This is a genomic window from Streptomyces niveiscabiei (assembly GCF_033794345.1).
Classification (GTDB): Bacteria; Actinomycetota; Actinomycetes; order Streptomycetales; family Streptomycetaceae; genus Streptomyces; species Streptomyces niveiscabiei.
In genome coordinates this window covers 35,122-61,587 of sequence record NZ_JARAYJ010000029.1, presented here as the reverse complement: position 1 = coordinate 61,587, position 26,466 = coordinate 35,122, and the positions used below count along the sequence as shown (strand labels likewise).

20 protein-coding genes are annotated in these 26,466 nt (G+C 69.6%); 11 read left to right on the top strand and 9 right to left on the bottom strand.

The genetic code is table 11. From position 1 onward, the window contains the following. Positions 1–68 precede the first annotated feature (68 nt). Entirely contained in the window at positions 69–1,454 is a 1,386-nt protein-coding gene (locus tag PV682_RS31540) for a serine hydrolase domain-containing protein (protein ID WP_319735173.1), read from the bottom strand. A gap of 114 nt (positions 1,455–1,568) precedes the next feature. Here PV682_RS31540 and PV682_RS31535 point away from each other — a divergent pair, with 114 nt between their 5' ends. Both PV682_RS31535 and PV682_RS31530 read left to right on the top strand, forming a co-directional pair. Further along, on the top strand, positions 1,569–2,483 hold the full coding sequence (locus PV682_RS31535; RefSeq protein ID WP_319735172.1) for an MBL fold metallo-hydrolase: 915 nt from the start codon (positions 1,569–1,571) through the stop codon (positions 2,481–2,483). Positions 2,484–2,575: 92 nt separating this feature from the next. Then, positions 2,576–3,139, top strand: coding sequence for a dihydrofolate reductase family protein (locus tag PV682_RS31530; RefSeq protein ID WP_319735171.1), 564 nt, complete (start codon positions 2,576–2,578; stop codon positions 3,137–3,139). 171 nt (positions 3,140–3,310) lie between these two features. Here the strand turns inward: PV682_RS31530 and dnaB are convergent, their stop codons facing one another. Further along, the gene (dnaB, locus tag PV682_RS31525) at positions 3,311–4,804 is read right to left on the bottom strand and encodes a replicative DNA helicase (RefSeq protein WP_319735170.1); all 1,494 of its coding nucleotides are present in this window, start codon (positions 4,802–4,804) and stop codon (positions 3,311–3,313) included. A 459-nt stretch (positions 4,805–5,263) separates the two neighbouring features. Here dnaB and PV682_RS31520 point away from each other — a divergent pair, with 459 nt between their 5' ends. Beyond that, a complete protein-coding gene (locus PV682_RS31520) occupies positions 5,264–6,601 on the top strand; it encodes an MATE family efflux transporter (RefSeq protein ID WP_319735169.1) in 1,338 nt (445 codons plus the stop codon). A gap of 119 nt (positions 6,602–6,720) precedes the next feature. Here the strand turns inward: PV682_RS31520 and rplI are convergent, their stop codons facing one another. From rplI to rpsF, 4 genes are all read right to left on the bottom strand, one after another. Beyond that, complete coding sequence (gene rplI / locus PV682_RS31515; protein WP_055719654.1) at positions 6,721–7,167, bottom strand: 50S ribosomal protein L9; 447 nt, start codon at positions 7,165–7,167, stop codon at positions 6,721–6,723. An 18-nt stretch (positions 7,168–7,185) separates the two neighbouring features. Continuing rightward, on the bottom strand, positions 7,186–7,422 hold the full coding sequence (rpsR, locus tag PV682_RS31510; protein ID WP_010354088.1) for a 30S ribosomal protein S18: 237 nt from the start codon (positions 7,420–7,422) through the stop codon (positions 7,186–7,188). Positions 7,423–7,470: 48 nt separating this feature from the next. Further along, positions 7,471–8,070 carry a single-stranded DNA-binding protein gene (locus PV682_RS31505; protein WP_055719655.1) on the bottom strand — a complete coding sequence of 200 codons (600 nt, stop codon included), beginning with the start codon at positions 8,068–8,070 and terminating at the stop codon, positions 7,471–7,473. Positions 8,071–8,146: 76 nt separating this feature from the next. Further along, positions 8,147–8,437: a 30S ribosomal protein S6 gene (gene rpsF / locus PV682_RS31500; RefSeq protein WP_005482942.1), complete on the bottom strand. Its 291-nt coding sequence runs from the start codon at positions 8,435–8,437 to the stop codon at positions 8,147–8,149. Positions 8,438–8,663: 226 nt separating this feature from the next. Between rpsF and PV682_RS31495 the strand changes: the two genes are divergently transcribed. The 3 genes from PV682_RS31495 (at position 8,664) to PV682_RS31485 (ending at position 11,404) form a co-directional block, all read left to right on the top strand. Then, positions 8,664–8,981, top strand: a complete 318-nt coding sequence (locus tag PV682_RS31495; protein ID WP_055719656.1) for a hypothetical protein — start codon at positions 8,664–8,666, stop codon at positions 8,979–8,981. Between the two features lie 195 nt (positions 8,982–9,176). After that, complete coding sequence (locus tag PV682_RS31490; protein WP_319735168.1) at positions 9,177–10,295, top strand: lipid II:glycine glycyltransferase FemX; 1,119 nt, start codon at positions 9,177–9,179, stop codon at positions 10,293–10,295. Between the two features lie 77 nt (positions 10,296–10,372). Further along, on the top strand, positions 10,373–11,404 hold the full coding sequence (locus PV682_RS31485; RefSeq protein ID WP_055719658.1) for an alanine racemase: 1,032 nt from the start codon (positions 10,373–10,375) through the stop codon (positions 11,402–11,404). 107 nt (positions 11,405–11,511) lie between these two features. Here the strand turns inward: PV682_RS31485 and PV682_RS31480 are convergent, their stop codons facing one another. Together PV682_RS31480 and PV682_RS31475 are read right to left on the bottom strand one after the other, a co-directional pair. Next, positions 11,512–12,987 (bottom strand): glycosyltransferase family 87 protein, encoded by a 1,476-nt coding sequence (locus tag PV682_RS31480; protein WP_319735167.1) that lies wholly within the window; start codon positions 12,985–12,987, stop codon positions 11,512–11,514. A 138-nt stretch (positions 12,988–13,125) separates the two neighbouring features. Beyond that, a complete protein-coding gene (locus PV682_RS31475; RefSeq protein ID WP_319735166.1) occupies positions 13,126–15,795 on the bottom strand; it encodes a transglycosylase domain-containing protein in 2,670 nt (889 codons plus the stop codon). A gap of 363 nt (positions 15,796–16,158) precedes the next feature. On the opposite strand from PV682_RS31475, the gene PV682_RS31470 reads away from it, so the two are divergent. From PV682_RS31470 to PV682_RS31460, 3 genes are all read left to right on the top strand, one after another. Next, positions 16,159–16,839: a PadR family transcriptional regulator gene (locus tag PV682_RS31470; protein WP_055719660.1), complete on the top strand. Its 681-nt coding sequence runs from the start codon at positions 16,159–16,161 to the stop codon at positions 16,837–16,839. Positions 16,840–16,883: 44 nt separating this feature from the next. Continuing rightward, the gene (locus tag PV682_RS31465; RefSeq protein WP_319735165.1) at positions 16,884–17,966 is read left to right on the top strand and encodes an inositol-3-phosphate synthase; all 1,083 of its coding nucleotides are present in this window, start codon (positions 16,884–16,886) and stop codon (positions 17,964–17,966) included. Between the two features lie 168 nt (positions 17,967–18,134). Continuing rightward, entirely contained in the window at positions 18,135–19,412 is a 1,278-nt protein-coding gene (locus PV682_RS31460; protein WP_319735164.1) for an MFS transporter, read from the top strand. A 578-nt stretch (positions 19,413–19,990) separates the two neighbouring features. On the opposite strand, the gene PV682_RS31455 is transcribed toward PV682_RS31460, so the two are convergent. Then, positions 19,991–21,388 carry a CCA tRNA nucleotidyltransferase gene (locus PV682_RS31455; RefSeq protein WP_319735163.1) on the bottom strand — a complete coding sequence of 466 codons (1,398 nt, stop codon included), beginning with the start codon at positions 21,386–21,388 and terminating at the stop codon, positions 19,991–19,993. A 303-nt stretch (positions 21,389–21,691) separates the two neighbouring features. On the opposite strand from PV682_RS31455, the gene PV682_RS31450 reads away from it, so the two are divergent. Together PV682_RS31450 and murJ are read left to right on the top strand one after the other, a co-directional pair. Further along, a complete protein-coding gene (locus tag PV682_RS31450) occupies positions 21,692–24,016 on the top strand; it encodes a DUF6049 family protein (RefSeq protein WP_319735162.1) in 2,325 nt (774 codons plus the stop codon). Between the two features lie 44 nt (positions 24,017–24,060). Beyond that, positions 24,061–26,385 carry a murein biosynthesis integral membrane protein MurJ gene (gene murJ, locus PV682_RS31445; RefSeq protein WP_319735161.1) on the top strand — a complete coding sequence of 775 codons (2,325 nt, stop codon included), beginning with the start codon at positions 24,061–24,063 and terminating at the stop codon, positions 26,383–26,385. The last annotated feature ends 81 nt before the right edge of the window (positions 26,386–26,466 follow it).

Sequence of the window (26,466 nt, the reverse complement as noted above, 5' to 3'; positions counted from 1 at the left end):
GTGAAACACATCGCGCCTCACGTTTCACGTGAAACGCACCTCAGCGCATGTTTCACGTGAAACACGCCTCAGCCGATCCCCCTCCACCCCTCCGGGTCCACCCCGCCCGGCACCGCCGCGTCGTCGTCGTACGGCTGCCGTGTGAACACGAACGAGCCGAGGTCCAGGTGGCTCAGCGAGCCGTCCGGGTGGCGCACCGGGGTCAGGCGTTCACCGGCGTAGTAGCCCTCCAGGCCGGTCCAGGTGCCGTCGGCGGCGGGCTCGAAGCGGGAGTGCCGACCGGCGCGCCTCAGGGGCTCCAGAGACAGCAGGCCGTCCGCGGTCCAGCGCAGCCCGAACGCGTGGGTCCCCCAGTACCACTGGCCGACCAGCTCCAGCGTGCCCGGATCGACGGCCGTGAGGGGCTTCCAGGGCTCGGGGATACGGGGTTCGGCCTCGGCGACGATCCGGACGAGATCGGCGCCCAGAGAGGCCAGCAGGGGCCCTGAGGTGCAGTTGGCGAGGGCGACCGCGGCGACGTCGTCGGCCACGGCGATCGTCAGGTTGGCGAGGAACCCCGGCAGGGAGCCGGAGTGCCCCACGAGGGCGCGGCCGTCCTGGTGCTGGACCTGGAGCCCGAGCCCGTACCCGGCGCCGACGGCGAGGTCCTCGGCCTCGGACGGCGCGGCGGGGGCCCGCATCTCGCGTACCGTCGCGGCGCTCAGGACCCTGTCGTCGCCGTCCGTCAGGAACACGGCGAACCTCGCCAGGTCCCGTGTCGTCGACCAGAGCTGTCCCGCCGGGGCCATCCGGCCGAGGTCCTCCACGGGCTCGGGGAGCATCGCGTCGGCCCAGGGATGCACCGCCCAGCCACCGGCGTACGGCATCTCGGGGCGAGCGCCCGTGCGGGTGAGGTCCAGGGGTTCGAGCACTTCACGCCGGAGTACCTCCTCCCACGGGGCCCCGCGCACCTCCTCGACTAGGGCGCCGAGGAGGGTGTAGCCGGGGTTGGAGTAGTGGAAGCGGCGCCCGCCCGGGTGCGGGGTGGGCCGCTCGCCCAGCACGTCGGCGAGTTCGGGCCGCAGCGCCCCAGGCGTCCGCTCCCACCAGGGGCCCGGCGACTCCGCCGCGAGCCCGCCGGTGTGCGCGAGCAGTTCGGCGACGGTCACCTCCCCCACCCCGGTCCCGGCGAGGTGCTTCTCCAGCGGGTCCCCGAGGTCGATCAGCCCCTCGTCGCGCAGCCGCATCACGAGGACGGCCGTGAACGTCTTGGTGATCGACCCGATCCGGTACTGCACGTCCCCGTCCGGCCCGTGCCCGTCCACCGAGGTCCGGGACCCTTCCCACACGATCCGCCCGCCCCGCACCACGGCGGCGACGAGCGACGGCGCCCGCCCCTCCGCCTGGGCGACGGCGATCCGGTGCAGCAGCGCGCGGCGCGTACTCGGGAGCAGCTCTTCCTGAGGTGTCGTCATGCGCCCAGTCCACCCGCCCGCCGGGACCGCGTCGAATCCATTTCCCCGCCGGCTGTCACAGACCGGGAGGGTCCCCGGTCATAGCTGAGCCAGCACCTCACAGAGGAGAACACCATGAGCCGGACAGACACAGCACGCCCCGCCGCGCCGAAGTACGACGAGTTAGTCCCGTCGCGCTACGCGCTGAAGGTCGGCGACATCGACGTCCTGATGATCAGCGACGGCGTGCTGCCGATCTCCCCCGAGACGCTCGCCACCAACGCCACCGCCGCCGATCTGTCGGCCTGGCTCAGCGACATGTTCCTGTCCCCCGAGGTGATCGACTGGCCGCTGAACGTGGCCGTCGTGCGCAGCGGCGGCCGGACGATCCTCGTCGACTCCGGGCTCGGGACGGAGTTCCCGGGCTTCCCGCGCGCCGGCCAGCTGGCGACGCGCCTGGACGCCGCCGGCATCGACCCCGCGTCCGTGACCGACGTCGTCCTCACCCACCTGCACATGGACCACATCGGCGGACTCCTCGTCGAGGGCCTGCGCGGCCGGCTCCGTACGGACCTGCGGGTCCATCTCGCGTCCGCCGAGGCCGAGTTCTGGGCGGCGCCGGACTTCTCCCGCACGGTCATGCCGACCCCGGTCCCGGACGTGCTCCGCACGACCGCGTCGCGGTTCCTGGAGGTGTACCGGGGCCAGTTGCGGCCGTTCGAAACGGAGTACGAGGTGGCTCCGGGCGTCCTGATCCGCCGGACCGGCGGGCACACCCCCGGCCACAGCGTCGTGCGCCTGGAGTCCGGCGGCGAGCGGCTGACGTTCGCCGGGGACGCCGTGTTCCAGTGCGGGTTCGACAAACCGGACTGGCACAACGGCTTCGACCACGACCCCGAGCTCTCGGCCCGCGTCCGGACCGGCCTCCTGACCGAGCTGTCCGCGACCGGCGGCCAACTGGTCGCCTCCCACCTGCCGTTCCCGTCCGTCTGCCGCGTGGCGACCGCGGGGAACGCCTTCCGTTTCGTACCGGCCGTCTGGGACTACTGACCCCGGTCTCCAGCGGTGCGGGACCTCAGCGATGAGTTTCCCGCACCGCGCCGGTCCGTACGCGTGAGACCGACTCACGGGAGGCTTGCGCCATGCGGAAACTGATCTACGGCATGAACGTGTCCCTGGACGGCTACATCGCCGCGCCCGGCGACGACATCGGCTGGAGCGTGCCGAGCGACGAGCTGTTCCAGTTCTGGACCGAGCAGTTGCAGCAGACCGAGCTGACGCTGTACGGGCGCAAGCTGTGGCAGACGATGAGGCCCCACTGGCCGACCGCCGACCAGCACCCCGACGCCACCCCGGCGGAGATCGTGTACGCGCGCCGCTGGCGGGACATGGCGAAGGTGGTGTTCTCCTCGACCATCGACAAGGTCGACTGGAACACCCGCCTGGTCACCGGCGACGCGGTCGCCGAGATCACCCGGCTGCGGGCCGAGGACGGCGGCCCGATGGAGATCGGCGGCGCGACCCTCGCCGGCGCGGCCGTGCGGGCCGGGCTGGTCGACGAGTACGTCCTGGCCACCGCCCCGGTCCTGCTGGGCGGCGGCACCCCGTTCTTCACCGCCCTGGACGACTGGGTGAACCTGAACCTGGTGGAGACCCGGACGCTCCCCGGCGGCGTGATCCTGACGAGGTACGCGACGAGGCGCTAGGGCCCTTCTGATGGATCTCCGTGGGAGAAGGAGCGGCGTTCGGTGCGTGCTCTCGGGGTGCCGCGTGGAAGTCCTCGTAGCGGCGCTACGGGGGCTTTCGCGCGGTGCCGCGAGAGGGCGTGCCGGGCGTCGCGACGCCGCGGAGATCCATCAGAAGGGCCCTAGCGCCCGTCAGGTCTGGGCCATGTCCACGAAGCGGGAGTAGTGGCCCTGGAACGCGACCGTGATCGTGGCGGTCGGGCCGTTTCGGTGCTTGCCGACGATGATGTCGGCCTCGCCCGCGCGGGGGGACTCCTTCTCGTAGGCGTCCTCGCGGTGCAGCAGGATGACCATGTCGGCGTCCTGCTCGATGGAGCCGGATTCTCGCAGGTCGGAGACCATCGGCTTCTTGTCGGTGCGCTGTTCGGGGCCTCGGTTCAGCTGCGAGAGCGCGATGACCGGGACTTCCAGCTCCTTGGCGAGGAGCTTGAGGTTCCGGGACATGTCGGAGACCTCCTGCTGACGGCTCTCGGAGCGCCCCTTGCCGCCGGACTGCATCAGCTGGAGGTAGTCGATGATGACGAGCTTGATGTCGTTGCGCTGCTTGAGGCGACGGCACTTCGCGCGGATCTCCATCATCGAGAGGTTCGGCGAGTCGTCGATGTAGAGGGGCGCGGCGGAGACCTCGGGCATCCGGCGGGCGAGCCGCGTCCAGTCCTCGTCGGTCATCGTGCCGGAGCGCATGTGGTGCAGGGCGACCCGGGCCTCGGCGGACAGCAGGCGCATCGCGATCTCGTTGCGGCCCATTTCGAGGGAGAAGATGACGCTGGCGAGGTTGTTCTTGATCGACGCCGCGCGCGCGAAGTCCAGGGCGAGCGTCGACTTGCCCATGGCGGGGCGGGCCGCGATGACGATCATCTGACCGGGGTGCAGTCCGTTGGTGAGGGAGTCGAGGTCGGTGAACCCGGTCGGCACACCGGTCATCTCCCCGCTGCGCGACCCGATCGCCTCGATCTCGTCGAGCGCGCCCTCCATGATGTCGCCGAGCGGCAGGTAGTCCTCGCTGGTGCGCTGCTCGGTGACGGCGTAGATCTCGGCCTGCGCGCGGTTGACGATCTCGTCGACGTCGTCGTCGCCCGCGTACCCCATCTGCGTGATCCGCGTCCCCGCCTCGACCAGCCGGCGCAGCACCGCGCGCTCGTGCACGATCTCGGCGTAGTACTCGGCGTTCGCCGCGGTCGGGACGGTCTGGACGAGGGTGTGCAGGTACGAGGCCCCGCCCACCTTGTTGATCTCGCCGCGCTTGGTGAGCTCGGCGGCGATCGTGATGGGGTCGGCGGGCTCGCCCTTGGCGTAGACGTCGAGGATCGCCGAGTAGATCGTCTCGTGGGCCGGCTTGTAGAAGTCGTGGCCCTTGAGGATCTCGACGACGTCGGCGATGGCGTCCTTGGACAGGAGCATGCCGCCGAGGACGGACTGCTCGGCGTCGAGGTCCTGCGGCGGGACCCGCTCGAAGGCCGCGGCGCCGTCCCACTCGCCGTCCTCCCGGCCCCGGTCGTGCTGGTCGTCACGGCCCCGGCCGCCCCGGCCGCCTCCGCCGCCCTCGCCCCGGCGGCGCGTCGGGGGGAGACGATCGCTGGGGCCGCTGTCCGCCCACGGGTCGTCCAAGGGCTCGGAAATGCTCACCGAGCGACCTCCTCCCGTCCGCCGAGCGGACCTCGCCGTGCCCTCATTTCTACGGCACGGCACTGACAAATAAGAGGCCCGACTCCGGTTGTCGCGCGTCGGTTTTGCGGGGGTTTCCCCGGCCGACGGTCGGAGCGGGCGCCGGACCACGGTAGGCCCCTCAGCACCGTCAGCCAATCTGGTTATCCACAGGCCATGTGGACGACGGCCCCGATGCTGTGGACAACTCCCCGAAACCTGTGCACGAGTCGGTGGACAGTGCTGTGAACAAGCCCTCGACTTTTTCCACGCACCCCATCTGACCTGCACTTTCCCCGTCCACCGCCTGTGCAGAAGAAAAACTTCCCCAGTCGGCCCAAGATGACCTCGAACAGCGCACGAAAGGACACGGAGCGAGACGATCAGTAAGGACTCCACGCCGCTTGCGACACTTACCTGTGGACGATTAGATTGGTGTTCATGACATCGGCCCCCACGACCACCAAGGCCACCAGACGCCGGCACGACCGCGAGATCGTCGCACTGGCCGTGCCGGCCTTCGGCGCCCTCGTCGCCGAACCCCTCTTCGTCCTCGCCGACAGCGCGATCGTGGGCCACCTCGGCACGGCGCAGCTCGCCGGACTCGGCGTCGCCTCCGCCCTCCTGACGACGGCCGTCAGCATCTTCGTCTTCCTCGCCTACGCCACGACGGCCGCCGTCGCGCGCCGGGCGGGCGCCGGCGACCTGTCCGCCGCGATCCGCCAGGGCATGGACGGCATCTGGCTCGCGCTGCTCCTCGGCGCCGGCGTGATCATCGCCGTCCTGCCCTCCGCGCGAGCCCTCGTCGACCTCTTCGGCGCCTCCGCGACGGCCGCGCCGTACGCGACGACCTATCTGCGGATCTCCGCGCTCGGCATCCCGGCCATGCTGATCGTCCTCGCCGCGACCGGCGTCCTGCGCGGCCTCCAGGACACCCGGACCCCGCTGTACGTCGCGATCGCCGGGTTCGTCGCCAACGCGGGCCTCAACGCCGGGCTCGTGTACGGCGCCGGCCTCGGTATCGCCGGGTCCGCCTGGGGCACGGTCATCGCGCAGTGGGGCATGGCCGCGGCCTACCTCGTGGTCGTCGTGCGGGGCGCCCGGCGCCACGGCGCCTCCCTCCGTCCCGACGCCGCCGGCATCAGGGCCTCCGCGCAGGCGGGGGCGCCCCTGCTGGTCCGTACCCTCTCGCTGCGGGCCATGCTGATGATCGCGACCGCGGTCGCCGCGCGCCTCGGGGACGCGGACATCGCCGCCCACCAGATCGTGCTGTCCCTGTGGAGCCTGCTCGCCTTCGCGCTGGACGCCATCGCGATCGCCGGCCAGGCGATCATCGGCCGCTATCTGGGGGCCGGCGACGCGGAGGGCGCCCGGCAGGCCTGCCGGCGGATGGTGGAGTGGGGGATCGCCGTAGGGGTGGCCCTCGGCATCGTCGTCGTCCTGGCGCGCCCCCTGTTCCTCCCCCTGTTCACCAGCGACTCCGTCGTGAAGGACGCCGCCCTTCCCGCCCTCGTCCTGGTGGCCCTCTCCCAGCCGGTCAGCGGCATCGTCTTCGTCCTGGACGGCGTCCTGATGGGAGCGGGCGACGGCCCCTACCTGGCGGGCGCGATGCTGGTGACCCTCGCGGTCTTCGCCCCGATCGCCCTCCTGATCCCGACACTGGGCGGCGGCCTCACGGCCGTATGGGGAGCGATGACGCTGATGATGACGATCCGGATGCTGACGCTGTGGGGACGTACGCGTTCGGGCAGATGGATCGTGACGGGCGCTACGCGCTGAGCGTTTCACGTGAAACATCGCCTGGTTTCACGTGAAACGTCACCCACTGGAGACCACAAAAAGGGACCGCACCTCAAGAGGTACGGTCCCTTTCCTGTCTGCTCAAGCCGAGCGCAGCGTCAGGCTGCGACGACCTCGATGTTGACCTTCGCGGCAACCTCGGGGTGCAGGCGCACGGCGGCCTCGTGGGCGCCCAGCGTCTTGATGGGCGAGCCCAGCTCGACACGGCGCTTGTCGACCTTCGGACCACCGGCGGCCTCGATCGCGGACGCGACGTCGGCCTGGGTGACGGAACCGAAGAGACGGCCGGCGTCGCCGGAGCGAACGGCCAGACGGACCTTCACACCTTCGAGCTGGGCCTTGACGCTGTTGGCCTGCTCGATGGTCTGGATCTCGTGGATCTTGCGAGCGCGACGGATCTGCTCGACGTCCTTCTCGCCACCCTTGGTCCAGCGGATCGCGAAGTTCCGCGGGATCAGGTAGTTGCGGGCGTAGCCGTCCTTGACGTCGACGACATCGCCTGCGGCGCCGAGGCCGGAGACCTCGTGGGTGAGGATGATCTTCATGTTTCGGTCACCCTTCCTTTATCGCGCCTGGGCGGTGTACGGCAGCAGCGCCATCTCACGGCTGTTCTTGACGGCCGTGGCGACGTCACGCTGGTGCTGCGTGCAGTTGCCGGTCACGCGGCGGGCACGGATCTTGCCGCGGTCGGAAATGAACTTCCGCAGCATGTTCGTGTCCTTGTAGTCCACGTACTGGACCTTGTCCTTGCAGAACGCGCAGACCTTCTTCTTAGGCTTGCGCACAGGCGGCTTCGCCATGGTGCTTTCTCTCCTGTGTGATCAAGAAGTATGGGTGAGAGCCCGGCCCTAGAAGGGGGGCTCGTCCGAGTAGCCGCCGCCCTGGCCGCCGCCGGAGTTTCCACCCCAGCCGCCGCCACCGCCGCCGCCCTGGTTGCCACCGGCGGGTGCGCCGGTCGCCCACGGGTCGTCGGCGGGAGCGCCGCCGCCCTGCTGGCCGCCGCCGGAGCCACCGCCCCAGCCGCCGCCACCCTGGCCGCCGCCGTAACCGCCCTGGCCGCCCCGGGCACCGCCGCCGGCGCCACCGCTGGTCTTGGTGACCTTGGCCGTGGCGTTGCGCAGGCTGGGGCCGACTTCCTCGACGTCCAGCTCGTAGACCGTGCGCTTGACGCCCTCACGGTCCTCGTAGGACCGCTGCTTCAGCCGGCCCTGCACCATGACGCGCATGCCTCGCTGGAGCGACTCCGCGACGTTCTCCGCCGCCTGGCGCCAGACCGAGCAGGTCAGGAAGAGGCTCTCGCCGTCCTTCCACTCGTTGGTCTGGCGGTCGAAGGTGCGGGGAGTGGACGCGACACGGAACTTCGCGACCGCCGCACCGGAGGGGGTGAAGCGCAGCTCGGGGTCGTCGACAAGATTGCCGACGACCGTGATGACGGTCTCGCCTGCCATGGGGAACCTCTCGGCGGGTTTGCTGCTCTGGCTGCTTGTTGCTGCTACTCGAATCCCGGAACCAATGAGCCGGAGCTCAGTGGGTCTCGGGGCGGAGGACCTTGGTCCGGAGGACCGACTCGTTCAGGTTCATCTGGCGGTCGAGCTCCTTGACGACCGCAGGCTCGGCCTGAAGGTCGATGACCGAGTAGATGCCCTCGGGCTTCTTCTTGATCTCGTACGAGAGACGACGACGGCCCCAGGTGTCGACCTTCTCGACCTTGCCGTTGCCCTCACGGACGACGGAGAGGAAGTTCTCGATCAGGGGGGCGACAGCGCGCTCCTCCAGATCGGGGTCGAGGATGACCATCACCTCGTAGTGACGCATGTGGAACCCACCTCCTTTGGACTCAGCGGCCACGGTCGATCCGTGGCAGGAGGGTTGTGATGCGTGCGCAACGGCGTCCCTGACAGGCCAGGACAGACACCGGTGCAGACGGTACACACTACCCGCACCCCCGCTTGCGGTTGAAATCCGGCCGTCCGGACCGTCAATCTGTACACATCGGGTGTGTACGGCGCTACGATGCGCCGCCTTCCGCAGGAGGTGCCCCATGGCACAGGCATTGCGACCCAACACCGCCGGCTCCCTGTTCGCCACCGACGGCCGGGCCCACCCCCTCCAGGACACGCTGCTCGCGGTGACCCTGGTCCTCGGGGTGACGGCCTTCGTCACGGCGATGTTCCACAACCTGCATCTGCTGAGCTCCTGGACCGGTCTGGCGGGGATCCTCACCGGCGCCTACGGGCAGTGGGTCTCCGAGACCACCCGTGAGCGGTTCGGCCTGATCCTGGGCCTCGGCGCCGCCGCCGTCGGCTTCTTCCTCGGCATGGCCCACGGGGGCCTCTTCGGAGGCGTCATCGGGGGGTGACCCCCGGGGCGCAGCCGCCCCGCGCGGGCAACGCGTAGGGCGGCTACGCCACCTGACGGATCGCGTCGGCCGTACCCGGGCCCGAACTCAGGTTCCGTACGCCCAGTCGAGGCGCTCGCGGGGCGCAGTAGGCTTCGGCGCTAGAGCCGGAGCCCCTGTACCCATGGGGACACCCCAGCCCGAGGAGCGCCCCGAATGAGCCTGACCCTGAGGACGATCAGCCGCGAGCAGCATCTGGCGTACATCCAGAGCCTGCCGGCGGCGAGCCACATGCAGGTACCGGCATGGGCCGACGTCAAGGCGGAATGGCGTTCGGAGAGCCTCGGCTGGTTCGACCAGGCCGGTCAGCTGGTCGGCGCGGGCCTGGTGCTCTACCGGCAGCTCCCGAAGATCAAGCGCTACCTGGCCTACCTGCCCGAGGGCCCGGTGATCAACTGGTACGCGCCGAACCTGACCGAGTGGCTGGAGCCGATGCTCGCGCACCTGAAGCACCAGGGCGCGTTCTCGGTGAAGATGGGCCCGCCGGTGATCATCCGCCGCTGGGAGGCGGGCTCCATCAAGGCGGGCATCCAGAGCCCGGACGTGAAGCGGCTGCGGGACATCGAGGCCGACTTCATCGAGCCGCGCGCCTTCGAGGTGGCCGACAAGCTGCGCCGGATGGGCTGGCAGCAGGGCGAGGACGGCGGCGCGGGCTTCGGCGACGTCCAGCCCCGGTACGTCTACCAGGTGCCGCTGGCGAACCGGTCCCTTGAGGACGTCCACAAGAACTTCAACCAGCTGTGGCGCCGCAACATCAAGAAGGCCGAGAAGGCCGGCGTCGAGGTCGTCCAGGGCGGCTACCACGACCTGGAGGAGTGGCAGCGGCTGTACGAGATCACGGCCGTGCGCGACCACTTCCGGCCGCGTCCGCTGTCGTACTTCCAGCGCATGTGGTCGGCCCTCAACTCCGAGGACCCCAACCGCATGCGGCTGTACTTCGCCCGCCACAACGGGGTGAACCTCTCGGCGGCGACGATGCTGATCGTCGGGGGGCACGTCTGGTACTCGTACGGCGCCTCGGACAACATCGGCCGCGAGTTCCGGCCGTCGAACGCGATGCAGTGGCGGATGCTGCGGGACGCGTACGCGCTCGGCGCGACCGTGTACGACCTGCGCGGCATCTCGGACTCGCTGGACGAGACGGACCACCTCTTCGGCCTGATCCAGTTCAAGGTGGGTACGGGCGGCCAGGCGGCCGAGTACCTCGGCGAGTGGGACTTCCCGCTCAACAAGCTGCTCCACAAGGCCCTCGACATCTACATGTCGCGCCGCTGACGTCGCGTTCAGTGCTTCGATACTCCTGACACCTCCCCACTCCTGACACCTCCCCGAGAAAGGTCCCAGGTCCGGCCATGGCGCTCACCCTCTACGTCGACACCGCGCGCTGGCGGGCGCACCACAAGCACGTGCAGGACCAGTTCCCGGGTCTCGTCCCGGTCTGCAAGGGCAACGGCTACGGCTTCGGGCACGAGCGCCTCGCGGAGGAGGCGACCCGCCTCGGCTCGGACGTCCTGGCGGTCGGTACGACGTACGAGGCCGCGCGGATCAAGGACTTCTTCGGCGGTGACCTGCTGGTGCTGACGCCCTACCGGCGCGGCGAGGAGCCCGTCCCGCTGCCGGACCGGGTGATCCGCTCGGTCTCGTCGATCGACGGCGTGTACGGCCTGGTGGGCGCCCGGGTGGTCATCGAGGTGATGTCCTCGATGAAGCGGCACGGCATCAGCGAGCAGGACCTGCCGCAGCTGCACGCCGCGATCGAGAACGTCCGTCTGGAGGGCTTCGCGATCCACCTGCCGCTGGACCGCACGGACGGCTCGGACGCCGTCGAGGAGGTCATCGGCTGGATGGACCGGCTGCGCGCGGCCCGGCTGCCGCTGCACACGATGTTCGTCAGCCACCTGAAGGCCGAGGACCTGGGCCGGCTCCAGCAGCAGTTCCCGCAGACCCGTTTCCGCGCGCGGATCGGCACCCGGCTGTGGCTGGGGGACCACGACGCCACGGAGTACCACGGCTCGGTCCTGGACGTCACGCGCGTCGCGAAGGGCGACCGGTTCGGCTACCGCCAGCAGAAGGCGGCCTCGGACGGCTTCCTGGTGGTCGTGGCGGGCGGTACGTCGCACGGGGTGGGCCTGGAGGCGCCGAAGGCGCTGCACGGCGTCATGCCGCGCGCCAAGGGCGTCGCCCGCGCGGGCCTGGCCACGGTGAACCGCAACCTGTCGCCGTTCGTCTGGGGCGGCAAGCAGCGCTGGTTCGCCGAGCCGCCGCACATGCAGGTGTCGATCCTGTTCGTCCCCTCCGACGCCCCGGAACCGAAGGTCGGCGACGAGCTGGTGGCCCATCTGCGGCACACCACCACGCAGTTCGACCGCCTCGTCGACCGCTGACGAGCGCCCCCGCCGCACAAGACCGCACGAGAAAGGCCGTACGCGACACCTCGCGTACGGCCTTCTGCGTACCCCATCAGGGCTGTTCGCCCTGAGCGAACGGCCCGTCAGGTCTCCTTGCCCCAGCTGACCTGCGGTCCGTCGAGCGGCTCGTCCCCACGCAGCGCGGCCCCGACGGAGCTGAGGACGAAGCGGTCCTCGGCGCCGTCCAGCACCCCGCCGGACGGGTCGTCGTCCCCGGCCTGGCGCACGACGTCCCGCTCGGGCAGGAGGATGTCGCGGACGACCATGCCGCAGAAGTAGAGCGTGCCCAGCAGGTGGAAGGCGATGGCCCAGTGGTAGCCGTCCATCGACAGCCCCTTGTGGGAGTCACCGCTGGTCGTGTACGCGAGGTACATCCAGATCCCGAGGAAGTACGCCACCTCGCAGGCCTGCCAGACGAGGAAGTCCCGCCACTTGGGCCGGGCGAGCGCCGCGAGCGGCACCAGCCACAGGACGTACTGCGGCGAGTAGACCTTGTTGGTGACGATGAACGCGGCCACCACCAGGAACGCGAGCTGCGCGAAGCGCGGGCGGCGGGGGGCAGTGAGGGTGAGGATCGCGATGCCCAGGAAGCACAGCAGCACCAGCAGCGTGGCCAGCGTGTTGACGCTGTCGGTGGTGAGCGGGTCGGAGGAGTTCTGGGCCAGGATCAGCCAGAAGGAGCCGAAGTCGACGCCGCGCTCCTGGCTGAACGTGTAGAACTTCGACCAGCCGTCGAAGGCGAACAGCATCACCGGCAGGTTCACCACGAGCCAGGCGACCGCCGCGCCGCCGAGGCCCTTGCCGAAGTCCCGCCACTTGCCTGCCCGCCAGCACAGCAGGAACAGCGGCCCGAGCAGGAAGACGGGGTACAGCTTGGCGGCCGTGGCGAGCCCCAGGAGGACACCGAAGGCCAGTGAGCGGCCCCGCGCCCACATCAGCATCGCCGCGGCCGTCAGGGCGCCCGCCAGCAGGTCCCAGTTGATGGTGGCGGTCAGCACGAAGGCGGGCGCCAGGGCGACCAGCAGACCGTCCCAGGGGCGGCGGGCGTGCGTCCGGGAGACGCAGACCGCGATGACCGCGGCGCAGATCATCAGCATCCCCGCGTTGACCATCCAGTACCACTGCTCCTGGTGCTGGATGGTGCCGCTGTGCGGAGTGAGCCAGCTCGCGACCTGCATGAACACGCCGGTCAGCACCGGGTATTCGAGGTACTGCATATCGCCGGCGAACTGGTCGAAGTACGGCACGAGCCCGTCGGCGAAGCCGCGTCCCTGGTAGAGGTGCGGGATGTCCGAGTAGCAGGCGTGGGTGTACTGCGTGGAGGCGCCGAAAAACCAGCCGCCGTTGTAGCAGGGCGCCTTCTGGATCAGCCCGAGGGCGAACATCCCGATCGTCACGAGGGCGATGACCCGGACGGGGGTCCACCAGGACGTCCCGATCAGGGCGCGCCGGCCGATGGGTCCGCCGATCAGCTCACTGCCGGCCTCGGCGATCCGGTCTTCCTTGGTGGGCCGTACCGGGTCCGGCTCGTGCGCGGGCGTCGATTCTGCACTGGGCATGGCGCACATCCTGCCGTACCGGCCTGGGAAAAAACCGGGGGCCGCCGCACCTCGTCCGGTGCGACGGCCCTCACGCTCCGTTTCACGTGAAACATCGCGATGTTTCACGTGAAACACCCGAGTCGGGCAAGCGGTCCGTTATCCGGTGGAGGTGCCTCCCGAGTTCGCACCGCCGAAGAGGCCGCCCGAGCTGCCTCTGGACGTGTCTCCGGGGTCCTCGCTCGTCGACGGCGATGGACTGGAGCCGCCGGCACCGCCGTTGTCGCCGCCCTCCGTGGTGCCCGCGTCCTGGCCGCCGTTCTCGCACCCGAAGCCGAAGGCGCCGCAGGTGTCGGAGGGGCTCGGCGAGGGCGAGGGGCTGTTCTGGCTGGGCGACGGGCTCGGCGAGGAGCTCGGCTCGTCGCTCTCGGAGGCCGAGGGCGACGGGGTCGGCGACGGCTCGGGGTTGAGGACCTCGCCGATCGGCTCCGGCTCCGGGAACGACTTCGCCGGCTGGCCCTTGAGGGCCTCCTCCATGTAGTCGTGCCAGATCTCCGCCGGGAACGAGGCGCCGTGGATCTTCTTCTGGCCACCCGTGCCGAACATCTTCAGGAACTCACGGTTCTTGTTGGTCTCGTCGTCGTCGTACCGGAACATCGTGATCGCGGTCGACAGCTGCGGGGTGTACCCGACGAACCAGGCGGACCGGTTGCCGTCGGTGGTACCGGTCTTGCCCGCCACGTCACGGCCGGTGAGCTGGGCGGCCGTACCGGTGCCCTTGTCGACGACGGTCTTGAGGATGTCGGTGACGTTGTCGGCGACCTTCTTGGTGAAGGCGTCCTTGGTGACGGTCTCGTGCTTGAAGTTGACGTCCTTGCCCGTGGCCTCCGTGACGGAGAACGGCTCGCGCTGCTTGCCGCTGGCCGCGAAGGTGGCGTACGAGGACGCCATGCGGATCGCGCTGGGGTCGGAGATGCCGATGGAGAACGACGGGAAGGTCGTACCCGTCAGGCTGCCCGGCTTCAGGCCCGCGCTGACCGCGGCCTCCTTCACCTTGTCCAGGCCGACATCCATGCCGAGCTGCACGAAGGCGGAGTTCACGGACTCGCGCATCGCCTCACGCAGGTCGATCTTGTAGTCCGGCGGATCGCCGAGGGAGACGTCACCGTCGTTGGTCTGGAGCCACTCCCTGCCCTTGTCGTCCTTCCAGACGTTCCCGTCGTACTCCTTGATCTTGAGCTTGTTCTTGCCGCTGAACATGCTCTTGGGGGAGACGATGGTGCGCTCGTCCTGGGCCTGGGAGGTGCCGAGCTTCGGATCGCGCACGCCCCAGGTCATCGCGGCGGCGAGGACGAAGGGCTTGAAGGTCGAACCGACCTGGGCACCGGTCTGGTCGGCGTTGTTGGTGAAGTGCTTGGTCGAGTCCACACCGCCGTAGATCGCCTCGATGGCGCCCGAGTCCGGGTTGACCGAGGCGCCGCCGAACTGGACGTGGGTGTCGGTGTCCGGACGCTGCTCGGGCTTGATGTTGGCGTCCTGGACCGCCTTGACCGACTTCTCCAGCTCGTCGACCTTCTTCTTGTCGAAGGTCGTGTAGATGGAGAGGCCACCGCGCTGGAGCCGGTCCTGGCTGATCCCGGTCGTCTCCTCGTTCGTCACCAGGTAGGCGTTCGCGAGGTCGACCAGGTAGCCGGTCTGGCCCTTCAGGTTGGTGTTCGAGCGGGGGTTCTGCCACTTGGGGAGCGTGGTGTACTTCGCCCGGGTCGCCGCGTCGAGGTGGCCGTACTCGACCATCTTGTTCAGGGTGTCCTGCATCTGGCGCGTGGCCCGGATGGTGTTCTTCTCGGCCGAGGCGTTCGGGTCGACGGACGGCAGGCCCGCCGGGTCGTAGTACGTCGCGCCCTTCAGCATCGCCGCCAGGAAGGCGCACTCACCGGGGTTGAGGTCCCTGGCCTTCTTGTCGAAGTACGCGTGCGCGGCGGCCTCGATGCCGTAGGCGTTGCGCCCGTAGTAGGCCGAGTTCAGGTACCCGGCCATGATCTCGTCCTTGGAGACGTTGTTGCCGACCTTGATCGACACGAAGATCTCCTTGAGCTTGCGGGAGATCGTCTGCGACTGGTCGGCGAGCATGGCGTTCTTGACGTACTGCTGGGTGATGGTGGAGCCACCCTGGGTCTGGCCGCCCCGGGCCATGTTGAAGACGGCGCGGGCGATGCCCTTGGGGTCGATGCCGCTGTCCGTGTAGAAGGACTTGTTCTCCTGCGAGATGACCGCGTACTGCATCGCCTTGGGGATCTCGGGGAGATCGATGATCTGGCGGTTCGTCTCCCCCCCGGTGGCGACCATCTGGGTCTTGTCGCTCCAGTAGTAGACGTTGTTCTGCGCTGTGGCGGTCTCGTCGAGCTTCGGGATCCCCACGAAGGCGTACGCGACGCTCGCCGCGGCCATCATGCTGCCGAAGAAGCCGAGGCACAGCCCCGTGACGAGCTTCCATGACGGCATCCAGCGCTGCCAGCCGTACTTGTCCTGACGCGGGTAGTCGATCAGGCGCTTGCGGCCGGACGGCTGACGGGCCCGGCCCCGTCCGGGGCCTGGATCGGGTGCCTTGCGGCGGCCTCCTCCGGAAGGTCTCTGCGCGGCGCGCCGGGCGTCGGCCCGGCCGCCGTACGGTCGTTCCTCGGCTCCCGACTGGTACAGGCCGTCGGAAGGGGACCCGGTGTCGCCCCGCGGTGCCGCGCGGCGGCCGGAGGACGAGCCGGACTGGCCGCGCCGGGCCGCGGCACGTCCGCCTCCTTGCGGCTGCGACTGTTTGCGACGGTGCTCGCTCATCGAACGACTACTCCTCGGGCAGGCGCACCCGTGGGCGCCTGGAAACAACGGCGGCTTTTTTCCGGTCCCCCCGATGTACGGACGCGGCCGGTATCGCATTCATCCGTACGGCAGCGGGGGCGGTGGCGCCCTCCGGCGTCACATGGCTCCCGGTGGTCTGCATGGCGCACACACTACGCACCGCCAAAACCCGTCGAGCTCCGAAGTTCACCCCAAATCAGGCAAGTTGCTTCCAACGTTTCGGTGATGTGATCCCGTTCACCGATCTCCCTCTTGTCGGGTCCGGAAGGTCGTTCTATCGTCGTGATGTATCGAGTCGATACATCGGAGCGGCATAGACGTGGCGGGGAAGAAGGAGGAGTGATGAGCCGACGGTCCGGAATCCTCGAATTCGCCGTCCTCGGACTGCTCCGCGAGTCCCCGATGCACGGCTATGAGCTGCGCAAACGGCTCAACACCTCGCTGGGCGTGTTCCGGGCCTTCAGCTACGGCACGCTCTACCCCTGTCTCAAGACGCTGGTCGCGAACGGCTGGTTGATCGAAGAGGCGGGGAACACCCCCGAGGAAGCCCCGGCCGTCCCGCTCACGGGACGCCGCGCCAAGATCGTCTACAGGTTGACGGCGGAGGGCAAGGAACACTTCGAGGAACTCCTCTCACAGACCGGGCCCGACGCCTACGAGGACGAGCACTTCGCGGCTCGCTTCGCGTTCTTCGGGCAGACCTCCCGCGACGTGCGCATGCGCGTCCTGGAGGGCCGGCGCAGCCGTTTGGAGGAACGGCTGGAGAAGATGCGCGCCTCGCTCGCGCGCACCCGGGAGCGCCTCGACGACTACACGCTCGAACTCCAGCGCCACGGGATGGAGTCCGTGGAGCGCGAAGTGCGCTGGTTGAACGAGCTGATCGAGAGCGAGCGGGCGGGCCGGGATCTCAAGAGCCCCGCCCATGGAGAACCCGCTCGCGACACCACAGAGGGAGCGCCGGGCGTCCTGCCCCGGCCCGGGGAGCACCCCGGTCCGGATACGCCCGGCGACACCACCGCGTGAGGCCCCTGCCAGGGCCTCACTCAAACACACAGGGAGCAACCGGAATGGGTTCGGTTCGCGTAGCCGTCGTCGGTGTGGGCAACTGCGCCGCGTCGCTGGTGCAGGGAGTCGAGTACTACAAGGACGCCGACCCGGCGTCGAAGGTCCCCGGTCTGATGCATGTCCAGTTCGGTGACTACCACGTCAAGGACATCGAGTTCGTCGCCGCGTTCGACGTGGACGCCAAGAAGGTCGGCCTCGACCTGGCGGACGCCATCGGCGCCTCCGAGAACAACACCATCAAGATCTGCGACGTCCCGCGCACCGGTGTGAAGGTCCGGCGGGGCCACACCCTCGACGGTCTCGGCAAGTACTACCGCGAGACCATCGAGGAGTCCGACGCCGAGCCGGTCGACGTCGTCAAGATCCTCAAGAAGAAGCAGGTCGACGTCCTCGTCTGCTACCTGCCCGTCGGTTCCGAGGAAGCGGCGAAGTTCTACGCCCAGTGCGCCATCGACGCCAAGGTCGCCTTCGTCAACGCCCTCCCGGTCTTCATCGCCGGTACGAAGGAGTGGGCGGACAAGTTCACCGAGGCCGGTGTCCCGATCGTCGGTGACGACATCAAGTCGCAGGTCGGCGCGACCATCACGCACCGCGTCATGGCGAAGCTGTTCGAGGACCGGGGCGTGGTCCTGGACCGCACGATGCAGCTGAACGTCGGCGGCAACATGGACTTCAAGAACATGCTGGAGCGCGACCGGCTGGAGTCCAAGAAGATCTCCAAGACGCAGGCCGTCACCTCGCAGATCCCCGACCGGGACCTCGGCGAGAAGAACGTCCACATCGGCCCCTCCGACTACGTCGCCTGGCTCGACGACCGCAAGTGGGCGTACGTCCGCCTGGAGGGCCGCGCGTTCGGTGACGTCCCGCTGAACCTGGAGTACAAGCTGGAGGTCTGGGACTCCCCGAACTCCGCCGGCGTCATCATCGACGCGCTGCGCGCCGCGAAGATCGCCAAGGACCGCGGCATCGGCGGCCCGATCCTCTCCGCGTCCTCGTACTTCATGAAGTCCCCGCCGGTCCAGTACTTCGACGACGAGGCCCGCGAGAACGTCGAGAAGTTCATCCGCGGCGACGTCGAGCGCTAAGCACCACCCCGGCGAGCCATGTTTCACGTGAAACATCGCGTCTTCGTTTCACGTGAAACACGGTCCGCCACCCACCGAAATTCGCTCCTGCCAGGGCTCATCAGAAAGGTCCCCGGATCGACCGATCCGGGGACCTTTCCCCGTGTACGGCTGTGTGAGGCTGTCCCCATGTCCGTCGTCCGTGATCTGCGCGTCCTGCTGCGCCTGGGGAACTTCCGCCGCCTGCTCGCCGTACGGCTGCTCTCCCAGTGCGCGGACGGCGTCTACCAGGTCGCGCTGGCGACGTACGTCGTCTTCTCCCCGGAGAAGCAGACCTCGCCCGGCGCAATCGCCTCCGCGATGGCGGTCCTGCTGCTGCCGTACTCCCTCGTCGGCCCCTTCGCGGGCGTCCTGCTCGACCGCTGGCGGCGCCGGCAGGTTTTTCTGTACGGCAATCTCCTGCGCGCCGGGCTCGCCTCGGTCACCGCCGTGCTGATCCTGGCCGACGTCCCGGACTGGCTCTTCTACGCCTCCGCGCTCTGCGTCACCGCCGTCAACCGCTTCGTCCTCGCGGGACTGTCCGCCGCGCTGCCCAGGGTCGTCGACGCGGAACGCCTCGTCGTCGCCAACTCCCTCTCCCCGACGGCCGGAACGCTCGCGGCGACGGCGGGCGGCGGCCTCGCCTTCGGGGTCCGCATCCTGGTGTCCGACTCCGACGCGGCGGTGGTCCTGCTGGGGGCGGCGCTGTACCTGTGCTCGGCACTGGCGTCCCTGCGGCTGGCCGTCGAGCTGCTCGGCCCGGAACTCGGCGCGGTCCAGCCCCGGTTGGCGGACGCGCTGCGGGGTACGGCGCGCGGGCTGGCGACCGGGATTCAGCATCTCGCCGCGCCTCAGCGCCGGGCCGCTGCCTGGGCGCTCGGCTCGATGACCCTCATGCGGTTCTGCTACGGCGCCCTCACCGTCACCGTGCTGATGCTCTGCCGGTACACCTGGTCCTCGAACCCCGACGACGGTCTCGCCCTCCTCGGGCTGGCCGTCGGCATCTCCGGCGCGGGCTTCTTCGTGGCCGCGCTGGTGACTCCGTCGGCAGCGCGGCGGCTCGGCCCCGTCCGCTGGATCGTCGTCTGCGCCGCCACTGCCGCGCTCCTGGAACCGGCCCTCGGCCTGACCTTCGCCCAGCTTCCCGTCCTGGTGCTGGCCTTCCTCCTGGGCCTCGTCACCCAGGGCGCGAAGATCGCCACCGACACGATCGTCCAGTCCGCCGTGGACGACGCCTACCGCGGCCGGATTTTTTCGCTCTACGACGTCCTCTTCAACGTCGCGTTCGTCGGCGCGGCGGCAATAGCTGCTGCGATGCTGCCGCCGGATGGACGCTCGGCAATACTGGTCGCAACAGTGGCCATTATCTACGGGACAATTGTCGCCACTATGAACCGATTTGCCCGCAAAGACGCACCGCGCAGCTAAATCCGAAATACAGGATTAAGATTTCGCGAACATGAAAGATGTGAGCCACCGAGGCCCACATCTTTCAAAATCACCTGAACCGACGGGCGCTACCGCGATTCGCGGGTTCCGCTTACAAGGTAGTGCTGCCCCGCGCATTTGGCCTCCGAGACACCCAGGCCCACCGCATACCACCTGCCATACACCGGGTACTTCGTCCCATCCTGTCTACGACAGACGGAGATCGACCTAAATTCGCCATCACCAGCACCACAGGCAGACGATGTGTACATCGGATAGCTGTCACGATGCAACCGAACAAGGCAGTTGCTGGGTGAGGCGTGCGCTTGGACAGGTACGGCGAGCGCCGCTGCTGCCAGACCAATTACCACTGTCAGAGTTACTCGAACTCGCTTCATTTCGCCTCCAGAGATTGGAAAAAATCAGAAATAATCCAACCACACTTCGTCACCTCGCAAGAAGTACACTCCTCACCCAGTGATGCACGTCACGCGACCCACCCTCTAAAGGGTCTGCGCAGGTGTTGAACGCGAAGTGGGGCGATGTTTCACGTGAAACATCGCCCCACTTTCATGCCCTCACTCCTGCCCCGCCCACCACTCCTTGAGCGCCGCCACCGCCGCGTCATGCTCCATCGGCCCGTTCTCCAGCCGCAGCTCCAGCAGGAACTTGTACGCCTTCCCGATCGCCGGCCCCGGACCGACCCCCAGGATCTCCATGATCTGGTTGCCGTCGAGGTCGGGGCGGATCGCGTCGAGCTCCTCCTGCTTGCCGAGTTCGACGATCCGCTCCTCAAGGCCGTCGTAGGCACGGGAGAGGCTCACGGCCTTGCGGCGGTTGCGGGTCGTGCAGTCGGAGCGGGTCAGCTTGTGGAGCCGGGAGAGGAGGGGACCGGCGTCACGGACGTAGCGGCGGACCGCGGAGTCGGTCCACTCGCCGGCACCGTAGCCGTGGAAGCGCAGGTGGAGTTCGACGAGCCGGGAGACGTCCTTCACCAGCTCGTTGGAGTACTTGAGGGCCGTCATCCGCTTCGTGGTCATCTTCGCGCCGACCACCTCGTGGTGGTGGAAGGAGACCCGCCCGTCGCTCTCGAAGCGCCGAGTGCGCGGCTTGCCGATGTCGTGGAGGAGCGCGGCCAGCCGCAGGACGAGGTCGGGGCCGTCCTCCTCCAGGGCCATCGCCTGTTCGAGGACGATCAGCGTGTGCTCGTACACGTCCTTGTGCCGGTGGTGCTCGTCGCTCTCCAGCCGGAGCGCGGGGAGTTCGGGCAGGACGCGCTCGGCGAGGCCCGTGTCGACGAGGAGCGTGAGGCCCTCGCGGGGGTGCGCGGAGAGGATCAGCTTGTTCAGCTCGTCCCGGACGCGCTCGGCGGAGACGATGCCGATCCGCTCGGCCATGTCCGTCATCGCGGTGACGACCTCGGGGGCGACCTCGAAGTCGAGCTGAGCGGCGAAGCGCGCAGCCCGCATCATCCGCAGGGGGTCGTCCGAGAAGGAGTCCTCCGGGGTGCCGGGGGTGCGCAGGACGCGCGCGGCGAGGTCGTCGAGGCCGCCGTGCGGGTCGATGAACGTCCGCTCGGGGAGGGCGAGGGCCATCGCGTTGACGGTGAAGTCCCGGCGGACGAGGTCCTCCTCGATGGATTCGCCGTAGGACACCTCGGGTTTGCGGGAGGTCCGGTCGTACGCCTCGGAGCGGTAGGTGGTGACCTCGATCTGCCAGCCGTCCTTCTGCGCGCCGACCGTCCCGAAGGCGATCCCGACCTCCCACACCGCGTCCGCCCACGGCCGGACGATTTTGAGGACGGCCTCGGGGCGGGCGTCGGTCGTGAAGTCGAGGTCGTTGCCGAGCCGGCCCAGCAGCGCGTCCCGGACCGAGCCGCCGACCAGGGCGAGGGAGAACCCGGCCTCCTGGAAGCGGCGGGCGAGGTCGTCGGCGACGGGCGCGACGTCGAGGTTGTCTTTGTTGGCGTTCGGCACAACAGAAAAGGGTACGTGGCCCCGGGAGCGCCGGGCTCCCGGATTTCGGCTCGCGGGACACGGCGGAGGCGGTGAAGGAACCCCGCCCGATACCTGCACAGGATCCGCCCGCGCACCCGCGTGCGCCGCGACCGGGACCGCTCCCCTATATAAGGACCCCTTTACAAGGACACATTGGGGACGCCTCACCCCCACTTTCCGATCTTGTGGACCAGTCCGCGGCACTTACCTTCTGCGCGCCTCGTTACCATGCGTGGACGCACATTCCGACGACCACTGACGACGACGAGGGACGGCGAACGCGTGGCCGAGGCGGCAGACAACCCGGGGTCGACCCCCTCACCTGCCCGCCGCTGGCTGCGGCGCACCGGGGCACTGCTCGCGGGCGCGCCCCTGCTGGCCGGGCTGCTGCTGCCCGCTGCCACGACGGCGCAGGCGGCGCCCGAGGCCCTCAGGGAGGCGTCCGACGCGGGCACGGTGTCCGTCGCCGTCGACGCGCTCACCCCGACCGTGCCGAAGGACGGCGACACGCTGACCGTGTCCGGCACGGTGACCAACAACGGCAAGCAGGCGGTGACCGACGCGCACGTCGATCTGCGCGTCGGCTCCGTGCTGACGACCCGCTCGGCGATCGCGGACGCCGCCAAGCGCTCCGACTCCGTGTCCGGCGCGGACGGCAGCCCGGTGGGCGGGGCGTACACCGCGAAGTTCACGACGCTCACGCCGGGCGTGGCCCAGCCGTTCACGATCACCGTCCCGGTCGACAAGCTGGAGCTGGACGGCGACGGCATCTACCCGCTGGGCGTCACGCTCTCCGGCGAGACGGCCGCGCAGTCCTGGGACCAGGTCCTGGGCGCGCGGCGGACGTTCCTGCCGTGGCGGTCGGACGAACCGGACGCGCCGACGCGGACGACCGTCCTGTGGCCGCTGATCTCGACCGTGCACGTGACGGCGGAGACGGGCTCGAACCAGCAGCAGACCCCGGTCTTCCTCAACGACGACCTCGCGGCGGAGATCGCGCCCGGCGGCCGTCTGGAGCAGCTCGTGGCGCTGGGCAAGACCCTGGACGTCACCTGGGTGATCGACCCGGACCTGCTGGCGTCCGTGGACGCGATGAGCGGCGGCTACCGCGTCCAGGCCGGCGACGACACCACCGTCGCGGGCACCCACTCGGCCGTCGCGAAGCAGTTCCTCGACGAGCTCCAGGGCGCCGTGACCGGCAAGGAGGTCGTCGCGCTGCCGTTCGCCGACCCCGACCTGGCCGCCCTCGCGCACAACGGCACGAACGTCACGGGCACGCTGAGCCAGCTCAAGGCCGCCACGGACGTCGCCGCGACGACGGTGGAGACCGTCCTGCACGTCACGCCGTCCACGGACTTCGCGTGGCCGGTGAACGGCGCCGTCGACCCGTCGATCGTCAAGGTCGCGACCTCGGCGGGCGCCGACAAGGTGATCGCCCGCAGCGACAGCCTGGCGGACGACCTGTCGTACACGCCCTCCGCGGCCCGCCCGATCGGCGGCGGCACCACGGCGGTCGTCGCCGACTACCGGCTGTCGACGGCGTTCCAGGGCGACCTGACGAGCGCGGCGGCGGCCACCCTCGCCGTACAGAACTTCCTGGCGCAGAGCCTCGCGCTGAACCTCCAGAACGACAAGCAGCGCAGTGTCGTCGTCGCGCCGCAGCGGATGCCGACCGCCGGGCAGGCGCAGGCGCTCGCGAAGGCCGTGACCGCGTTGCAGGGCGGCTCCTGGTCCCAGGCGCAGGCCCTCACGGCGACCGCGGCGGTCAAGCCCGACCCGGGGGCCGCCACGACGGTGCCGGGCAGGTCGTCGTACCCGTCGTCCCTGCGCAAGCAGGAGATGTCGAAGACGGCGTTCCAGGACATCGCGAACACGCAGGGCAAGCTCGACAACTTCAAGGTGATCCTGACCGACGAGTCGCGGGTCGTGACCCCCTTCGGGCGGGCCATAAACCGGGAGATGTCGACGTCGTGGCGCGGGCGCGGCGCGGCGGCGGGCTCCTACCGGCAGGGCGTCGCCGCGCACCTGACGACGCTCACCGACCAGGTCCGGCTGATCGACAAGTCGGAGACCAAGCTGTCGGGGCGCAGCGCCACGATCCCGGTGACCGTGCAGAACAGCCTGGTGCAGGGCGTCGACCACCTGGTCCTGCGGATCACCTCGACGAACCCGACGCGTCTGGAGATCGCCGGCCACGACTGGGCCGAGCAGGACATCACGGTCTCCGGCGGACACAGCACGAGCGTGAAGTTCACCACGTCCGCCAACGCCAACGGCAAGACGACGGTCGTCGCGCAGCTCTTCACCCAGGACGGCCAGCCGTACGGCAAGGAAGTCGTCTTCGACGTGAAGGTCACCGAGATCACGGCCACGGTCATGCTGGTCATCGGCGGCGGCTTCCTGCTGCTCGTCCTGGCCGGCTTCCGGATGTACACCCACCGCAAGCGCGCCGCCGCCCGCGCGGCGCAGAGCGACGCCGGTGAGCCCACCGAGGAGTCCACCGCCCGGCCCGGGGAAGACGACCCGCAGCAGCCGAGTGACGAGTCACCGGACACCGCAGCGGAAAGCACGGACCCGTCCGGCACGGGTGAGAGAGTGGACCGTTGAGGATGTCGTGGCCGGTCGGCCCGGGACGATGAGGTGGGGTAACCATGAACGCGCCGTACGACGGTGACCGCGGCCAGGGCGTGGGCGGCTCGGGCCACCCCGAGGGCCCGCCGCCGCCCGAGCACGGCCAGGTGCCGCAGCAGCCCGCCGATCCGTACCTCCAGGACGCCTTCGCCCAGGACCCCTACCGCGCGCAGGACCTCACCGCCCAGGACCCGGTCACCGAGGCGCTGTACGACCGCGCCGCGCACCCCCCGCCGCCGCCCGGCACCTACCCCCCGCAGCCCCTCTACGGCCAGCCCCAGCCCTCGCCGTACGCCCCCGACCCGCAGGTCTGGGCCCAGCCCCCGGCGCCCGAGCCGGAGGGGCCGACGCAGTACCTGCCGTACGGCGACGACGCGCGCACCACGCAGTTCGTGGGCGTGGACGACCTGGTGACGCACTCCGCCGACGAGCAGCCGCAGCCGGACGCGTTCGCGCACCTCTTCCGCGACCAGGGGCACCAGGGACAGGGCGGCGGCGCCCCCCAGCCCGCTCAGCCCCCCCAGCCTCCTCGGCCCTCCCGCACGCCGCGCCCGCAGACCGACCGCCCGCACATGGAGAACCCGCAGGTCCCGGCCCCGCAGTACCCGCCCGCCGACGACCGGACGATGAACCTCACGGCGGCGGCCCCCGAGCCCCCCGAACCGGTCCCCGGCGCCGCGGCCACCGCCACCGCTCCGGCTCCCGTGAAGAAGGGCGGCAAGGCCGCCGGGCTGCTGAAGTCCAGCGCGGTGATGGCGGCCGGCACGATGGTCTCGCGCCTCACCGGCTTCGTCCGCTCCGCGATGATCGTCTCGGCGCTCGGCGTCGGCCTCCTCGGCGACACCTTCCAGGTCGCCTACCAGCTCCCGACGATGATCTACATCCTGACCGTCGGCGGCGGCCTCAACTCCGTCTTCGTGCCGCAGCTCGTGCGCGCGATGAAGGAGGACGACGACGGCGGCGAGGCGTTCGCCAACCGGCTGCTGACCCTCGTCATGGTCGCCCTCGGCGTCCTGACCGCCGCGTCGATCTTCGGCGCGCCGCTCCTGATCCGCCTGCTGTCGGACTCCGTCGCCAGCGACCCGGCCGCCAACAACGTCGGCGTCACCTTCGTCCAGTACTTCCTGCCGTCCATCTTCTTCATGGGCGTGCACGTCGTCATGGGCCAGATCCTCAACGCGCGCGGCAAGTTCGGCGCGATGATGTGGACGCCGGTCCTCAACAACATCGTCATCATCGTGACGCTGGGCATGTTCATCTGGGTCTACGGCACCGCCGCCGACTCCGGCATGAAGGTCACCAACATCCCGCCGGAGGGCCAGCGCCTGCTCGGCGTCGGCATCCTGCTCGGCCTCGTCGTCCAGGCCCTCGCGATGATCCCCTACCTGCGCGAGACCGGCTTCCGGATGCGGCTGCGCTTCGACTGGCGCGGCCACGGCCTCGGCAAGGCCGTCACCCTCGCGAAGTGGACGTTCCTGTTCGTCCTCGCCAACCAGGCGGGCGCCCTCGTCGTCTCCCAGCTGTCCACCATGGCCGGGAAGGACTCGCCGGTCGACGGCACCGGTTTCGCCGCCTACGCCAACGCGCAGCTGATCTGGGGCCTGCCGCAGGCCATCATCACCGTCTCGCTGATGGCCGCGCTGCTGCCGCGCCTGGCCCGCTCGGCCGCCGAGCACGACGCGGGGGCCGTCCGCGACGACATCTCGCAGGGCCTGCGCACCACGGCCGTCGCCATCGTCCCGATCGCCTTCGGCTTCCTCGCCCTCGGCGTCCCGATGTGCACCCTGATCTTCGGCTCCTCGGGCACCGGCTCGGCCACCAACATGGGCTTCATGCTGATGGCGTTCGGCCTCGGCCTGATCCCCTACTCCGTGCAGTACGTCGTCCTGCGCGCGTTCTACGCGTACGAAGACACCCGCACCCCCTTCTACAACACGGTCATCGTCGCCGCCGTCAACGCGGGCGCCTCGGCGCTGTGTTACTTCGTCCTGCCGGCCCGCTGGGCGGTGATCGGCATGGCCGGCGCGTACGGTCTGGCGTACGCGATCGGCGTCGGCGTCGCCTGGTCCCGGCTGCGCAAGCGGCTCGGCGGCGACCTCGACGGCGCGCGCGTGCTGCGGACGTACGCGCGGCTGTGCATCGCCTCGGTGCCGGCCGCGCTGCTGGCCGGCGCCGCCTGCTACGGCATCGCCCACACGCTCGGGCAGGGCGTGATCGGCTCGTTCGCCGCGCTGCTGGCGGGCGGCGCGGTCCTGCTCGGAGTCTTCTTCGTGGCCGCACGGCGGATGCGGATCGAGGAGCTCAACTCGCTCGTCGGTATGGTGCGCGGACGACTCGGTCGCTGACCGGGCCGCAGCGCACAACCATCGTCCGCCGCCGTGTGTCGTGCATAGCGGCGGACTGTGGGCACAATTGGTTCGGCGTCG

Coding starts and splice junctions, on each gene's coding strand:
- PV682_RS31540 (WP_319735173.1), bottom strand. CDS start 1,454: ATGACGACACCTCAGGAAGAGCTGCTCCCGAGTACGCGCCGCGCGCTG.
- PV682_RS31535 (WP_319735172.1), top strand. CDS start 1,569: ATGAGCCGGACAGACACAGCACGCCCCGCCGCGCCGAAGTACGACGAG.
- PV682_RS31530 (WP_319735171.1), top strand. CDS start 2,576: ATGCGGAAACTGATCTACGGCATGAACGTGTCCCTGGACGGCTACATC.
- PV682_RS31520 (WP_319735169.1), top strand. CDS start 5,264: ATGACATCGGCCCCCACGACCACCAAGGCCACCAGACGCCGGCACGAC.
- rplI (WP_055719654.1), bottom strand. CDS start 7,167: ATGAAGATCATCCTCACCCACGAGGTCTCCGGCCTCGGCGCCGCAGGC.
- rpsR (WP_010354088.1), bottom strand. CDS start 7,422: ATGGCGAAGCCGCCTGTGCGCAAGCCTAAGAAGAAGGTCTGCGCGTTC.
- PV682_RS31505 (WP_055719655.1), bottom strand. CDS start 8,070: ATGGCAGGCGAGACCGTCATCACGGTCGTCGGCAATCTTGTCGACGAC.
- rpsF (WP_005482942.1), bottom strand. CDS start 8,437: ATGCGTCACTACGAGGTGATGGTCATCCTCGACCCCGATCTGGAGGAG.
- PV682_RS31495 (WP_055719656.1), top strand. CDS start 8,664: ATGGCACAGGCATTGCGACCCAACACCGCCGGCTCCCTGTTCGCCACC.
- PV682_RS31490 (WP_319735168.1), top strand. CDS start 9,177: ATGAGCCTGACCCTGAGGACGATCAGCCGCGAGCAGCATCTGGCGTAC.
- PV682_RS31485 (WP_055719658.1), top strand. CDS start 10,373: ATGGCGCTCACCCTCTACGTCGACACCGCGCGCTGGCGGGCGCACCAC.
- PV682_RS31480 (WP_319735167.1), bottom strand. CDS start 12,987: ATGCCCAGTGCAGAATCGACGCCCGCGCACGAGCCGGACCCGGTACGG.
- PV682_RS31475 (WP_319735166.1), bottom strand. CDS start 15,795: ATGAGCGAGCACCGTCGCAAACAGTCGCAGCCGCAAGGAGGCGGACGT.
- PV682_RS31470 (WP_055719660.1), top strand. CDS start 16,159: ATGAGCCGACGGTCCGGAATCCTCGAATTCGCCGTCCTCGGACTGCTC.
- PV682_RS31465 (WP_319735165.1), top strand. CDS start 16,884: ATGGGTTCGGTTCGCGTAGCCGTCGTCGGTGTGGGCAACTGCGCCGCG.
- PV682_RS31460 (WP_319735164.1), top strand. CDS start 18,135: ATGTCCGTCGTCCGTGATCTGCGCGTCCTGCTGCGCCTGGGGAACTTC.
- murJ (WP_319735161.1), top strand. CDS start 24,061: ATGAACGCGCCGTACGACGGTGACCGCGGCCAGGGCGTGGGCGGCTCG.